The sequence below is a fragment of the Chryseobacterium defluvii genome, assembly GCF_003634775.1.
In the GTDB taxonomy this organism is placed as follows: Bacteria; Bacteroidota; Bacteroidia; order Flavobacteriales; family Weeksellaceae; genus Chryseobacterium; species Chryseobacterium defluvii.
Map to the genome: position 1 here is coordinate 354033 of NZ_RBXB01000002.1, position 14760 is coordinate 368792.

16 protein-coding genes are annotated in these 14760 nt (G+C 34.6%); 6 read left to right on the forward strand and 10 right to left on the reverse strand.

From position 1 onward, the window contains the following. Window positions 1–80 precede the first annotated feature (80 nt). From BCF58_RS08450 to BCF58_RS08485, 8 genes are all read right to left on the reverse strand, one after another. Window positions 81–386: a GNAT family N-acetyltransferase gene (locus BCF58_RS08450; protein WP_121461365.1), complete on the reverse strand. Its 306-nt coding sequence runs from the start codon at window positions 384–386 to the stop codon at window positions 81–83. 134 nt (window positions 387–520) lie between these two features. Next, the gene (locus tag BCF58_RS08455) at window positions 521–1060 is read right to left on the reverse strand and encodes a hypothetical protein (RefSeq protein WP_121461366.1); all 540 of its coding nucleotides are present in this window, start codon (window positions 1058–1060) and stop codon (window positions 521–523) included. A gap of 17 nt (window positions 1061–1077) precedes the next feature. Further along, window positions 1078–1899: a hypothetical protein gene (locus BCF58_RS08460; RefSeq protein ID WP_147462047.1), complete on the reverse strand. Its 822-nt coding sequence runs from the start codon at window positions 1897–1899 to the stop codon at window positions 1078–1080. Between the two features lie 14 nt (window positions 1900–1913). Continuing rightward, window positions 1914–3272, reverse strand: coding sequence for a hypothetical protein (locus tag BCF58_RS08465; protein ID WP_147462048.1), 1359 nt, complete (start codon window positions 3270–3272; stop codon window positions 1914–1916). Window positions 3273–3436: 164 nt separating this feature from the next. Next, window positions 3437–3751, reverse strand: coding sequence for a helix-turn-helix domain-containing protein (locus BCF58_RS08470; protein ID WP_121461369.1), 315 nt, complete (start codon window positions 3749–3751; stop codon window positions 3437–3439). A gap of 387 nt (window positions 3752–4138) precedes the next feature. After that, window positions 4139–5647 carry a hypothetical protein gene (locus BCF58_RS08475; protein ID WP_121461370.1) on the reverse strand — a complete coding sequence of 503 codons (1509 nt, stop codon included), beginning with the start codon at window positions 5645–5647 and terminating at the stop codon, window positions 4139–4141. Window positions 5648–5913: 266 nt separating this feature from the next. Continuing rightward, entirely contained in the window at window positions 5914–6360 is a 447-nt protein-coding gene (locus BCF58_RS08480) for a transposase (RefSeq protein ID WP_170148991.1), read from the reverse strand. Window positions 6361–6377: 17 nt separating this feature from the next. Further along, on the reverse strand, window positions 6378–7010 hold the full coding sequence (locus BCF58_RS08485) for a LysE family translocator (protein WP_121461371.1): 633 nt from the start codon (window positions 7008–7010) through the stop codon (window positions 6378–6380). Between the two features lie 725 nt (window positions 7011–7735). Here BCF58_RS08485 and BCF58_RS08490 point away from each other — a divergent pair. From BCF58_RS08490 to BCF58_RS17650, 3 genes are all read left to right on the forward strand, one after another. Then, window positions 7736–8068: a HopJ type III effector protein gene (locus tag BCF58_RS08490; protein WP_121461372.1), complete on the forward strand. Its 333-nt coding sequence runs from the start codon at window positions 7736–7738 to the stop codon at window positions 8066–8068. Window positions 8069–8138: 70 nt separating this feature from the next. After that, complete coding sequence (locus BCF58_RS08495) at window positions 8139–9158, forward strand: helix-turn-helix transcriptional regulator (RefSeq protein ID WP_121461373.1); 1020 nt, start codon at window positions 8139–8141, stop codon at window positions 9156–9158. 61 nt (window positions 9159–9219) lie between these two features. Continuing rightward, on the forward strand, window positions 9220–9348 hold the full coding sequence (locus BCF58_RS17650; RefSeq protein WP_262696994.1) for a hypothetical protein: 129 nt from the start codon (window positions 9220–9222) through the stop codon (window positions 9346–9348). A gap of 56 nt (window positions 9349–9404) precedes the next feature. On the opposite strand, the gene BCF58_RS08500 is transcribed toward BCF58_RS17650, so the two are convergent. Next, on the reverse strand, window positions 9405–10589 hold the full coding sequence (locus tag BCF58_RS08500; protein WP_121461374.1) for a DUF1501 domain-containing protein: 1185 nt from the start codon (window positions 10587–10589) through the stop codon (window positions 9405–9407). Window positions 10590–10680: 91 nt separating this feature from the next. Next, complete coding sequence (locus tag BCF58_RS08505) at window positions 10681–12057, reverse strand: DUF1800 domain-containing protein (RefSeq protein ID WP_170148992.1); 1377 nt, start codon at window positions 12055–12057, stop codon at window positions 10681–10683. 238 nt (window positions 12058–12295) lie between these two features. Between BCF58_RS08505 and BCF58_RS08510 the strand changes: the two genes are divergently transcribed. The 3 genes from BCF58_RS08510 to BCF58_RS08520 all read left to right on the forward strand — a co-directional run bounded on the left by BCF58_RS08510 (window position 12296) and on the right by BCF58_RS08520 (window position 14734). Then, the gene (locus BCF58_RS08510; protein WP_121461375.1) at window positions 12296–12859 is read left to right on the forward strand and encodes a porin family protein; all 564 of its coding nucleotides are present in this window, start codon (window positions 12296–12298) and stop codon (window positions 12857–12859) included. Between the two features lie 116 nt (window positions 12860–12975). Beyond that, a complete protein-coding gene (locus BCF58_RS08515) occupies window positions 12976–14025 on the forward strand; it encodes a glucokinase (RefSeq protein ID WP_121461376.1) in 1050 nt (349 codons plus the stop codon). Between the two features lie 142 nt (window positions 14026–14167). Beyond that, a complete protein-coding gene (locus BCF58_RS08520) occupies window positions 14168–14734 on the forward strand; it encodes a YceI family protein (RefSeq protein ID WP_121461377.1) in 567 nt (188 codons plus the stop codon). Window positions 14735–14760 lie beyond the last annotated feature (26 nt).

Genomic DNA, 14760 nt, shown 5'->3' on the forward strand with positions numbered 1-14760 from the left:
TTTTGATGATGCAAAGTAACGATACAAGTGCGCAGTATTTTTGCGTAGTATAACTTTTTTTAATTATTTTTACAAAAATATCAAGTATACCCAATCTCTCGTCTTCTATGTTGTAGTGTCGCATTAGTATACCGGGTTGTTCCAATAATTTGACTGAATTTTTTAGCAATGACCACAAATAGCCATCCTTTATCTTGGTTGAAATCTTCAATAGCTTTGGCAATATAGCTCTCAATATTTTTTGAATCAGGAACAGAGGCATACCATAATTCTGATAAATTACCGTCTTCAGATACCACTATCAGGTCATTTTTATGCTCTATATTGATAGGAATAAGCTTTATATTATTTGTTTCTAACTTAATTTCCTTAAACCATTTTACCATTCACTTAATTTTTATGCTTGTATGTTTTAAGATTGATAACATTCAAAAAAATCATTCATAGAAACCAAATCTAATCAAGGGAGATTACACTCCCCTGATCAGATAAAAAAACATGAATGTATTGAGTGTTGTCATTATTTCCAGAAAGTCCAGACATTTCCATTGAAAACGGCCAGCTGTTTTGCTGTTGTATCATAAACTATCAAACCTGGAGCAGGATTGATAATAGTAAGATGTGGACTTGCTACTTTTGGTAGTATCATGGCTTTATTGGTATCTTTTAAAACCAAAATACCTGAACTTGATGAAGGAACTCCTGATCCTATTTCCACTTTTGCTCCGGTATTCTCGGTAAGAGAACTTTGGAGGGTAACACCATCAATGTTGGTGATCGGGTCAATTGTAGTGCCTGTAACATCAATTGATAGGTCTTTCCAACCTGTTGAAGACAACAGTTTCACTTTATGATCTGAAATGTCATATATCAAGGTTCCATTTTCTGCACCGGAAATAGAAGCCGCTGAATTAACCCACGGAAGAACCATCCCTTTATTAGCGCTTCCAAACTCTAACGAAACAGAGCCTGAGGAAACAGAATCCTTCCCTATTGCTACCTGAGAATAGGCTGTAATTGAAAAAGCAGAAACGATACTAAATATTATTTTTCTTTTCATTGTATTAAATTTGTGAATTAATTATCCGGGCATGTTTGTTGGCTTAAGCAAGTCCATCCTGACGATGTACCATTGGTATTAATCTGCAAACAATTTAAATCCGTATTATATACCATCATCCCTTCAATAAGATCTGTGGCTGGAATTGCTGCGACCTGAGCAGATGTTAATCTGTTTGGAACAAACCCTTTAGTTTTGGCTTCAAGAGCAATCCAAGCTCCTTTTCTTACGTTTGGCCAGCTGCCATCATTTGCACTCGCTCTATTCAAAGCAGTAATCCCAACGGTAGCCCCTTGAAGAGTTCCGGCTGTTACGGCAGGTTTATAACATACGCAAGAGCTTGTAACCACAATCACAGGTGAGGATACCGGACTGTAACAATTATTGGTGGTATCATGAAAGACCGCCCAATAGGTCCCAGAACTTACTGCATTCGGAGCTGCTACAATAGTTGCCACTGATGGAGTGCTGCTTGTATGCCACTCCAAAACAGTTCCCGCAGGAGCTGTGGAGGAAGTTTGTTGGGTTAAATCTACCGTCATTACGGGGCAGTTATTGGTAACAACTTTTACTCTTGTGCTTGGGCTATAACAATTATTGGCAGCATCATAAAATACCCCGTAATATACTCCCGGTACTGTAGCGGCAGATGCGTTTGCCGTAGTCAATGCATTATTTGTTGAAACGGGAAGACCGTTATGCCACTCAAATGTTGTACCTGCCGGCGGAGTCCCTGTATAATGGGAATTTAAATTGACTGTGACCTGTGACCAAACATTGCTGCACAACATTATTAAAATGGTGATCAGCATTTTCTGATTAAAAAACTTGTTCATCATTTTCTTTCAGTTTTTTAATTGATTACAGGAGCTGCAGTACCCGCTAAACAACAAGTGGTTTTTGTAAACGTAACAGCAACGGATGCCGGACTAAAACAAGATGCGCTAGTATCATGCACAAAAGTATAATAAGTTCCTGCAGTAGCTACTGCTGTAGGATTTGCCACAGGTGTGCCTGTATGAGTGTTATTGGTATACCATTCTAATGTTACTCCAGCTGGCAAAGAGCCGGAATATAAACTATTTAAATTAACCGTTTCCGTTGGGCAGGTATTAGTAATGGTGTTGGAAGATAAAGAAGGAGCTGTTGAACAGCAGCCTCCGCTGGTTACGGTAAGTGTGGTACTTGGAGAAGTACATCCAGCATTATTGGCATCTGAATAAAACACATTATAAGTACCCGGAGTTGAAACAGCCGTAGGATCTGCCACCTGGTTTCCAGACGGATCATAAAAAACAAGCGTTACTCCGGCAGGTAAAGAAGCTTCAGGTGTACCTGTATATTGGCTTTTTAGATTTACTGGGGATCCACATGTCATTGTATAGCTCGTAGAGCTAAAAGTAGGGGCTGACGTAGGGGCGTTGCATTTGAATATAATATCATTTGTGGTAGAAAAAGTACCTGCAGAACTGCCATAATTAATAGAAATACCGATACCATTGTCAGTAGTTGGATTTGTATCTATTGTATTACTAAAGATATATTGATTAAATTGTAAGTTAAAATTAATCTCATTAAAAACTGCTGAATAATATCCATTCCAAGCTTTCCCGCTTTTATACTTAAATGCTTCATAAACCACTTCTCCACTAACTGTTTTTTGAATTCCCATAGTTAGATTTGAGCCTGTACCAGAAACAAAACCTGGCCCATAATCTCCACCTGCCAGATAGGTATCCCATGCTTGAGACAATTTCACTGATTCACTATTACCAGGAGGGATAGTAACATCATATTTCACGGTTATAAAAGAATTGGGATAGGTATATGAATATGTTACTATTAAACCATAGATTAGCGAATTTTTAGTAATGGAGAAGGTGATAGAATGTTCAGTAGTATTTCCCATGGTATTACAAGTACTGCCTGTTGGAACAAGTATATGGCTGCTAGGAACACCTATTTGATTAAGTATCGAGCCCGTTGAGTATGTATCTTGTCCAATTACAAGAGCAATCCCATTTACACCAGGAGTATTATTTGGAGAGCCTCCTTGAAGTGGATTAGGCGAATACATCTGATATTGATTGTTCGCCATTACCTGCAAGTTTCCAGCTCCTGAAATCTCTGTGCGTAATCCATTAGTAGTATTAGTTCCCCCGGTTGGGTTCATAATGGTCACATCATTAAAATCTGTGGGGGTACAGATCATTTGTGCATTAACCTGCATGCTAAGACAGGTTAAAAAAAACAAGATTTGTAATAAATTTTTTCTCATAATATTCATTTTAAATTAAACGTTAATAATTGTAGTGCTTTATAGAGTATCATCTTTGGCTTATTTACAGGAATCCTGCATTTCCAGAGATAGATTCATCATTTGACTAAAAATATTTTTCTCCATTTTGATATTGTATTTCTGCTCATTTTAAATTTTAAAGCTAATTGGCTGTTGTTGAGGTTATTTCTTTTCTGATAATCCAGTATGTAGAATATTGTCTGCTTATTATAAGAGCGGAATTTTGGATTTGAATCACTTTGCTCTGATGTTTCGAAAATGAGATTGTTAAGGCTAATAATATCTAATGCCGTTAATTTCTCTTTTTCAAAGAAACGCCTACAGACATCTGCCTTCTCTGGTTTTTTATATTCTATGATATCAGTATAAATTTTTTTATAATCAGGGTTCATTGGATCATTAAAAAGTTGAATTAAAAGTGAGAAAGGAAATATGTGTAGATATATCTATCTGAGCACATATTTCCATGATTTGAGGGAAATGATTATTCTTTCTTATCATTTTGTTTATATTTTTATCTCTTATACTGTCAAAAAAAATGATTTTATAAGAAGTAATATGGTAATTTTTGTTATTGAATTATTTGGCAAAATTATTGGAAACCCCCGATGGAATCGATAAATTATGGTCGTCGATTATCATCAGTTATCCTGTTTTTTTATGCAATGAGTGTAAAAAGAAAAAATTCGAATTAATCATTAATTCGAATTTTAGCAAATGACAAAAGAATACTTCCTTTTTTTATTTATGGAAATCTTTTCGCTTCTATAAGTGCAATATCAAATAATTTTTAACATCCAGGTATAGATATCAATATTGGTAGGGATGTTTAGTTTTTTCCTTAATCTGTATTTTTTACTCTCAACAGAATTAATAGTTACATTTTTATACTGAGCTATTTCTTTCGTCTCGAATTTCAATTTCATTAAAGCACAGTACTCCAAGTCTGAATGCGTAAGCGCCGGATTTATTTGTAAAAGCTTCTGGTCAAATTCAGGAAAGGCCTCTGAAAATTTTAAATGAAAAGATTTATCCTTACTTTGGACCAGTTTAATAAGTTCTCTTATAAGTTGAACATCTTTTTCAGGTTGTTTTTCTTTTGCTAATTGAGTTGTTTCGTCAGCAAAAAGATCTTTTTCTTCCACAACTGGTAATACGTCATTTTTAATTGCTTTCCCTTTACGTTTTTGGCTAGCCGCAAAGTATATGTATATGATGCAGGCTACTATTATTATTAGGACAGCAATAATAATATAAGTGTAAACCTCATTATTTTTTGTTTTGCTGAGATCTTTATTTTGAGCAGATATCGTATTATCTAAGATTTTTTTTTCAACAATTGAGATACTATCGGTAATATTCTTCACTTTAGAAAGGTATAATGCCTGATTCTTATAATCATCAAGTCCAAGATAGGCCTCTGACATTCCATAATAAATGTCTTTTAATTCTTGCGAAAAAACCCTGTATTCATGAATAAGTTGGATAGATTGATTAAAGTATTCTATAGATTTTGTATAATTTTTTTTCTTATTTTCAATCCACCCTTTATTAATGTAGAAGTAAATGTAAAGTGATTTGTCTTTTTCATTTTTCATAAGCTCTTCAAACTCGTTCATATACTTTCCTGCTTCGGAAAGCTTATTTTGTTTGATATAAGTATAGGCAACATTCAATGCATATGATCCAACTCTAATATTTCTAGCCGGGTTTATTTCTTCCATCTTAGATTCTTCATAAGCTTTTTGAAAATAAAAGAGAATAGAATCCGGAGAAGTCTTCGGGTCATCCCGTAGATTTATTGCTATGGTATTGTATATGGCAGATTTAAGAAAATATCTTCTTTTTCCGACATAAAAATGATCTGCAATATATAAGCTTTTATGTAAAGATTCTCTCGATTTTTTTTCAAATCCTAACCTGGCATAAGCAATTCCCTGTATTAAGAGCATTTTAGACCACATTAAATAATCTTCTGACTTTTCGGCTAAAACCAATCCCTCAGGAATCTTTTTCAAAGCTTCATCATAATTCTGTTCATAAAGATATGCTCCAGCCATCCCAATAATTCCATTCATGATACCTTTGTCATAGCCAATATTCTTTGATTGATAGTAAATTTCTGTACATATTCTGAGCATTTCTTTATTTCCGCTTTCTGCTATTAAATTTTTATTATTAGCAATCGTTATGAGACTATCAATGCTTTTTTGCTGTTTAATTTTATCCTGAGTATAAAAAGTAGTACTCAGTTGCAGGAAAATATATAGTAAAAGTTTGGTTTTCACAGATAATTTAAATTAGATAGAGATTCAAATAATGAGTTGTATCAAAATTAAATTGTATATGATATAACAATCATTTTTCTTAAAATAAAATTAAGAATTTTTTAAAATGCATAATAAATTATGCAGAAATAATATTTAATTATTAAATTTCTTATATATAATAAATAGTAAAACGTATTTATTATAAAAATACGTTTTTGATTGTGAATCATGAGACAGGATAGATAAAAAGAGCAGGAATTTGCCTTTTACATATTAGTAATCTTTTAATTTATCTTATGGATTTCAGTTTTATACTTACTTATCCACTTATATAATGTTGTTTTGGGAATTTTATACTCATCAATAACCTGTTGTTTAGTTTTTTCCCCAATATTGATAAGTTCCAATATAAAATTAATAATTTCTTTGGTATAAAGGTTCTTTTTGAACTGAGGAAGAGAAGAAACATTAGTGTTCTGATTATAACTCATATTACTTGGAGGGGAATAAAGTATCAGATGATGAGAATAGATTCTAAAAAAATCATACTCGAGTAAAATACTAAACTTTAATATAAGATTGCTTTCCAAAAACTCTCTGGATAGTATTGCCGCTAATTCTTCATCGGTACATTTCATGAATTTACAAACGCGATCTATTTCCAGATCACGTTCTTTAATTAATTGGTTGATCAGAGATCCTAAATGAATATTTTTAAAGTCAATCACCATATTATCATAAATTGTATCTACTTATTTTTTGAAAAAAATAAGGCCATTCCTAACCCTGAGAGTACACAGACTTTGCTCCATTTAGTAATTTTCCAAAACTTCTGATTGTTTACAAACTTTGTTAGCTTGCTGGATAAAGACGAGATTATAAAGAAGACTATAAAGGCCTGAAGTGCAAAAATAATCCCCAAAAGAAACATTTGCAAAGTGACATTAAAGCCGCTTTTAGAAATAAATTGGGGTAAAAAAGCAATAAAAAATAAAGCTACTTTAGGATTTAGAACATTCATTAAAAAGCCTTTTCTAATTAAGTAGATTGTGTTTTCTTTACTCTGATCTTGATTTTCATGAAGATTCAGTTCAATTTTTTTTTCTTTTAAAGACATAAAAGCCAGATAGAATAAATAAGCGGCTCCTATATACTTAATGACCGAAAAAGCCAATGCTGATTTTTGAATAATAATAGACAAACCGGTTGCCGCTGCGACAGTATGAACTAAAACCCCTAAAGCTAGTCCTGTTGAAATAGCTATTCCATTTTTTTTGCCTTTCGTTATGCTTTCTGTCAAAACAAATATGTTATCCGGTCCGGGGATAATTGACAATAGCAATGATGCACTTAAGAAAGAAATTATTAATTGTACTTCCATTATAGATCGTTTACCTTTATAGTTAACTAAAATAAATTTGACTTTTCTAAATTAAAGATTAAGTATTATTAGAAATCAAATTAGGGGATGAATTTTGTAGATATATCTATTTGTGCTATCACGCACAAAATAATTAAGAATGTTTTTTTCATTATTATGTTCTTAGTAATCTTGTTCGACTGCAAAATTATAAGAAAGTTCCTTTAAACCTGTAGAATAAAGTCGTCGATTGTCGTTAATTATCATGTTTTTTCATCATATTAATATTGATCAAATGAAAAATAATGTCTTAAGTATATTGATAAAAATTTTTATTCTAATCATTGTATGTGCATAAAAAACGGTGTATCTATTAGATTTTAAATTAAATTTGCAAGAAGGTGTACATGATTGTAAAGTCACACATATAAATTTATTATTTCAATGCTAAAGGTGAAGCATTATAATTGTAATTAAACTTTATAGTTTCTTGGCAATTTGGAAATAGGCTTTCGGCTTTTTGGGATTGTTGATTGTAGATTTAACCACAAAAGTTTTAATTTAAAAAACAAAAGTTTTCTTTAGTTTAAAATTAATAAGTAAATCAAAATCACATTAGTTTAAAAATCTTCGATTTCAACTTGAGTGTACTTCTTTACCATATTGAAAATTAAGCTAAGAAAAAACTTAAAGTGTGTAAAAAAAACTTTTGCAAAGCTTTTATACCTTATAAATAAAATAAAAATATGCTGTTCAAACAACTGGAAAATTCTCCCGAAACCATTCAATTTAAAGAAGTCATTGCTTATATTGATGAAAACTACGATTTTACCCCTATAAAATTTACCAACGGAAATACCGTAAATGAAGCTGGTCAGAATAACGGTTCTTGCAAAATATTCAGTTTTGCGAAGCTGAATGATCTGCCGAAAGAAAAAGTTTTAAATCTTTTCGGAGAGTTTTACAGGGAGGATGTGTTAAAAAATCCGGAAGGAACCGATCACCAGAATATCAGAAACTTCATGGAATTCGGATGGGACGGAATTTCTTTTGAAGGGGAAGCTTTAAAAAGGAAATAATTGACAATTGTCATTCTGAGTGAAACGAAGAATCTCAGGTAAATTCTGATTAATTAAAAAACACAGCACCATGTCATCCAACAAAAATGCCCTTATCCGCTATAAAACATTAGATAAATGCCTTAAGAACAAATACCGTAAATATACCCTGGAAGATTTGATTGATGAATGTTCCGAGGCTTTATTCGAATTTGAAGGAAAAGAATCTTTTGTGAGCAAACGGACTGTTCAGCTTGACCTGCAGAATATGCGCAGCGAAAAGTTCGGATATGAGGCACCTATTGAAGTGTATGACAGGAAATATTACCGCTACAGTGATCCCGACTACAGTATCCATAACATTTCGGTGAACGAAAGCGACCTGAAGGCAATGAACAATGCCGTTCAGATTCTAAAACAGTTCAAAGATTTCTCTATGTTTAAAGAGATGAACGGGGTTATTCAGAAGCTTGAAGATTCTATTCATGCCAAGAATCAGAAATCCATTATTCATCTGGATAAAAATGAACAGTTGAAAGGATTGGAGCATATTGACGTTTTGTATGAAAGTATTTTAAATAAAAAAGTTTTAAAAATTCTCTACAAAAGCTTTACAGCAAGGGAATCCACTGTTTTTACCGTGCATCCGCAATTGTTGAAAGAATACAATAACCGCTGGTTCCTGATCTGTCTGTACAAAGGAAGCATGTACAATTTGGCGCTGGACAGGATGGAAAATATTGAACCCGACGAAAAAACAGAATATATTGATAAAGACCTGGACGGGGACGAATATTTTAAGGATATTGTAGGAGTTACTGTTTCAGAAATGATGAAGCCCAGAAATGTGGTTTTCTTTGTGGATTCTTCCAATGCTCCCTATGTGAAAACCAAGCCGTTTCACAAAAGTCAGGAAATTGTAAGCGAGACCGAAGAGGGAACGGTTTTTAAGATTTGTGTACAGATTAATTACGAACTGGAAAGACTGTTATTAGGATTCGGAGATTGCCTGATCGTTCATAAGCCCAGAAAATTAAGGCTGAAAATGCAGGATAAATTCAAGGCAGGAAGTATGAATTATGAAGCCCTGGTCGTTCCGGACGAAGATTAAATGGCTTAATAATGAGTTGGCTTAGAAATTGTATTTACTTAGATATAAAATGCCACACATTATGAAATCAAGAATTTTTAAAACATTGATCGCAGTTTTAGCACCTTTGGTGATTGAATTTGTAGTTAAAAAAATATCAGAAAAATTAAACGAGAAGAAGGAAGAGAAGAAGCAGTTACCTGCTCAATGAAGTAGTTAAAGTTTAAAATTGAAAGAGGCTTTTCCAAAGGAAAAGCCTCTTTTTATTTATATAAAATCATAAACTCCGTTTTTCCAGCCTAAAACTTTGGAAGAATCCGCTTTCAGCCAGTTTTTAAGAATAGTGGCATAGACTTTCCGGAAATCCTCAGAGTAGACCAGGTCACCTTCATTCAGGTTTTGAAGATCCGGAAGCGCATTCAGAAGCCCTTTCTTTTTCAGGCCCCCACTGATGAAAAACATTTGATTGGCTGTTCCGTGATCCGTTCCGTTGCTTGCATTTTGGGCAACACGGCGTCCGAATTCAGAAAAGGTCATGAGAAGAATGTTGTTGAAAAGACCATTGCTTTTCATATCGGCCACGAAGGATTTCACTGCCTCATTAATATCATTGAAAAGCTTTTTCTGCCGGTCATTCTGATTAACATGCGTATCAAAACTTCCGATGGAAAGATAATAGACCCTGGTATTGATGTCAGATTTGATCAGTGAAGCTACAGTTTTAAAATCTTTACCCAATTGTGAATTCGGATAAGGTTGGGTAGTGGTTTTCGATTTGCTTTTTTCAAAGATATAATCCGCATTATTGATCGTTGATCCTAAAGTCTGGTACAAATAGGATACGGTTTCGTCATCATGATGATGTTCATAAAGTGATTTGAAGTATTTTTCCTGGCTGGTCTGGTATAACCTCTTCGGATCTTTGAAAGCAAATGCCTTATTATTTTCTCCCTTTAAGGCCAGACTCAGCATATCATCCACTTCCAAAGCCTGAGTAGGATGTTCACAACGATAACATTCTTCATCCAGGAAGCGCCCGAGCCAGCCTGTTTCCAAATATTCATCGCTTTTGCTTGCAGAATGCCAAATATCCATACTCCGGAAATGTGATTTATCGGGATCAGGGTAACCTACATTATTCATAACGGCTAGTTCACCACCGTCAAAAAGCTCCTTAAAGAAGGATAAAGACGGATTGATCCCCGTTTCATCATTCAATGAGAGGGAATCTTTGATAGCGATGTTATTTCTTTCTCTGAAATAGATATCATTTTTTGTAGGAATGATGGTATTTAAGCCGTCATTTCCACCGGTAAACTGTAAAACGATCAGGATTTTCTGATTAGGCTCCAATGCTTCATCCAAAGTCATGGCTTTCAAGAAGTTGGGCATCATTAATGATGCGGTAGCTAATGAGCTTATTTTAAGGAATTCTCTTCTTTTGATTAACATAAGGTTAGGTTTTAGGTTAGAGGTAATAGATGGCAGGCTTTACAGATGTTTGTTAACTATGAACTTAAATCTGCGACCTGCGACCTAAAAACTACATGAGTTGATATTCGGGAGTGGACATCAGGTTGATCACATTCATTTTTACACTGTTGTCGGAGAAGTTTTTCACAGACCCCATATCCAGTGTTTTGACATTCAGGATGAGGTAATCCTCACAGTTTTTATTACTGAAAGCCTTTTCAACGCGAGCCCAGTCGATAGCGATATTCGGGTTTTTAAAGCTTTTATTCAGTACTGTTTCACGGGATTTCATGCCCATATCAATATCATCATCCTGTCGCGGAGTATATTCCAAAGGCCTTAATCCGGACCAGATCTGAGGAATCTGTAATCTGAGCATTAAGGTAGAGCTGTCAATCCATGATTTTCCATTGGGCCATCCTGAAACATTCGGCGGATATAAAAGCATCTGACCTAATAATTTTTGATAGACAATAAGATTTTCCGGATTTTGTATTTCCATCGGAAGTATTCTCATCATTCCGGCCATCAGTTCGATAGGGGATTTTATCCTGTTTCCAATATTTTTCTGATCATAGAACCAGGAAGCCGAAAACAGATCATTCATCAGCTTTTTAATATCATAATTGGACTGATAAAAACTCTCGCTCAGCTTATTGATAATAGCAGGATCTATATTTTCGTTAACGAAGAACTTATAAATTTTCGTCGTAATAAATTTTGCGGTGGCTTTTTGCTCCAGAATAATATTCAGAACATCTGCTCCGGTAAAATTTCCGGTTTTTCCAAGGAAAGTTTTGGTTCCGGTATCATGCAGATTGGGTCTTTCCCTGAAATTTCCCAGCTTGTCAAATCCCCACCCGGTAAATGCTCTTGCGCCTTCTCTGATATCTTTTTCTGTATAATTTCCTCTTCCCATAGTAAATAATTCCATTACTTCACGGGCAAAGTTTTCATTGGGATGGCCTTTTTTATTCTGTTGATTGTTGAGAAAGTTCAACATCGCCGGAGATTGGCTTACTTCAAAAAGAAGGTCTTTAAAACTACCTAAAGCATTTTTTCTGATGACATTCAGGATCTGTCTGCTGAACTTAGGGTTGATGACTCTCGTAGCAAAATGGCCGTGCCAGAAGAAGGCCATCTTTTCTCTTAGCTGATCTTTACTGTTGATCATTTTCTCCAGAAAGTTGAGGTTCAGCTCAAGGTTCTGCTCTCTGTTGATCTTTAAAACTTCCTTTTTCCTTTCAGCGGGCGTTTTATCATTCATATAATCGATGATTTCCACATCAGGAGTATCATAATTGATTTCAGAAAAATTGTCCTGTACGAACAATTCTTTCATGAATGTTTTGGTGTCCTTATTTTGTAAGTCTTCAATTTGGTGAATACCCGGACCAAAACCGGCACGCCAGAGAAGGTGTTTATTATGCTGCAGGGAAAGATTCATAATCAGAGGTTTGTTTTTTGGATATTCCAAAAGATGGAAAGTTAAAATAAGAACGGTTAAGAATTCTTAATATTATTATTATGGCTAATGAATTTAAACAACTATTTAATTTATTTTAAATTTAAACGATTGATATTCATTTATTTGTCTGTTATTGAAGTGTTAAAGTAAGGGAAAACACCCTGTTTTGGCATGATTTTTACAGCTTAATGAATAGTAAAATTTAAAAATCAGAGTTATGAAAATGTTTAAACAAGTGCTTTTATTGGCTGGAATTGTAACAGCCGGTATGGCCAGTGCACAGGACTCACAAATGAATAACATGATCAAGGTAGGTGCCAACGTAGGATTAGCTGTTCCCGCTGATAACGTTTCTGCTGCTGTAGGAGTGGACGTATCCTATCAGAACTTAATCACTCCCGGATTTGGTTTAGGTATCGCAACCGGGTATAGCCATTATTTCGGAAAAGATAATGATGGTCTGAACAATAATGATGTTGGCGTAATTCCGGCAGCTGCATTGATCAGAATTTATCCTAAGCAAACAGGATTCTATTTCGGTACGGATATCGGATACGGTTTCCTGGTAGGAGATGAGAAAGTGGCTTCCAACAGTACGGTTGACAGACCGGACGGAGGTTTTTACATCAAGCCTGAGATCGGATACCACAACAGAGACTGGAATTTCTTTGTACAATACCAAAAGGTATTTACGGGAGATAAAGGTGATATCGTGGGTCAGGACTACAATGTGGGGAACATTGGAGTAGGATTCGGGTATAATATTCCATTAGGAAAGTAGTTAGATTTAAATATAAACAATTATTAACCAAAACCTTTTCAATTTTTTTGAAAAGGTTTTTTTTGGTCATACAAAAGTTACGAAAACAATTATTATATTTGATAAAATTTGCGATTATGAATTTGAATCCAAAATTTCCACTTTATTTACCGGGAGTAAAGAACAATGACAATGATAATGTTTCCATCATTGGGGCAAATCTTCGTGAAGATGTTACCAACTTAGGGTATTTTGTTTCCTGTAACGGAAGTATTGAAATAAAAATACAGAACGATTATCCTACTAAAGAATATTCTTCCTTTTCAGATATTTTAAAGAAGTTTATCCAGGATAACCAGTTGGAAAATGTAAAGAGACTGGGAATGGCAGTTCCCGGACCTGTGCTTGACGGTAAAAGCAGCCCTTCAAGATTGGGCTGGAACTTAGATGTAGAAGAGTTCAAAAGAGATTTCGGGTTTGAAAACGTATATATGCTTAATGACCTTGAAGCTTCTGCTTACGGAATGAGCCTTCTTCAGGACAGTGATCTGGAACCTATTTACACAAGCGGACATCTGGAAAAAGGAAATGTAGCTATTTTGGCACCGGGTAACGGATTGGGGGAAGCGGGATATTTCTTTGACGGGAAATACCTGAGACCTTTTGCTACGGAAGGAGGGCACTCCGAATTTTCTCCTAGAACCAATGTAGAGGTTGAATTCTATCAGTTCCTTAATAATATTTACGGAATTGTAAGCTGGGAAAATGTACTATCTAAAACAGGCTTGTTTAATATTTACCGATTCCTGAGAGATGTCAAAAGGCATCCGGAACCCGAAGGTCTCGGTGAGCGTCTTTCTAACGGAAACTTCGTTCAGGAGTTATACAAAGCGGCTGTTGAAGATGATGTGCTGATCTGTAAAATTGCACTGGATACCTTCATTGAGTTTTTAGCGAGGGAAACCAATAACTTAACATTAAAGCTGAAAGCTACCGGTGGTCTTCTGATTTCAGGGGATATCCCACAAATCATCAAAGATTATATTGATAAAGAAAGATTTTATGAAAAGTTCAAGATAAGTGATAAAATGGAGAACATGCTCCGCAATATCCCGATTTATCTGATCAAGAGTGATCATACGGGACTGAACGGTGCGGCGCTGTATGCAGCTTATCCTCAGGAATAAAAAGAGGCTCCGGTTTGCCGGGGCTTTTTTAATGATATTATTCATAAAAAGAATTGTTTTTATTGATATACATCAACGAAATCTATCAAAGAAGATAACTACATTTGCATCATTAACTAACAAAGTAAATAACTTATTCTACATGAAAAAAATATTATTATTAGCTGTATTAGCTGGAGGTTTAGCTTTTGGACAATCAAAAAAAGTAGTAGCATCCGATGTTCACTGGTGGGGATATAAAGTTGCGAAATCTGAAGCAAGTTCTCATGACGGGACTGTAAAAGTAAAGTCCGGGAATATGGTAATGAAAGGAAACCAGTTGGTTGGAGGTACTTTTGTTTTGGATATGACTTCCATTAATGCAACTGATCTTACAGGAGAATATCAGGCAAAATTGAACGGGCATCTTAAAAACGGAGATTTCTTCGAAGTGGAAAAGCACCCGACAGCAACTTTCAAAATTACTTCTGTAAAGAAAAATAATGATAAAATTTACAACAGCCTTGTAACAGGAGATTTAACAGTGAAAGGAAAAACAAACTCTGTTACCTTCCCTGCAAAGGTTTCTTACAGCAAGGGAGTGGTAAGTTTAGTATCCAATAAATTCACGATCGACAGACAGAAATTTGATGTTACGTATAAGTCTACCATGCAGGATGTATTTTTGAAAGATGACATCGATATGCTTGTAAAGGTAACGGCTAAATAATTTAACCAAAAAAAGATTAGTAAAAG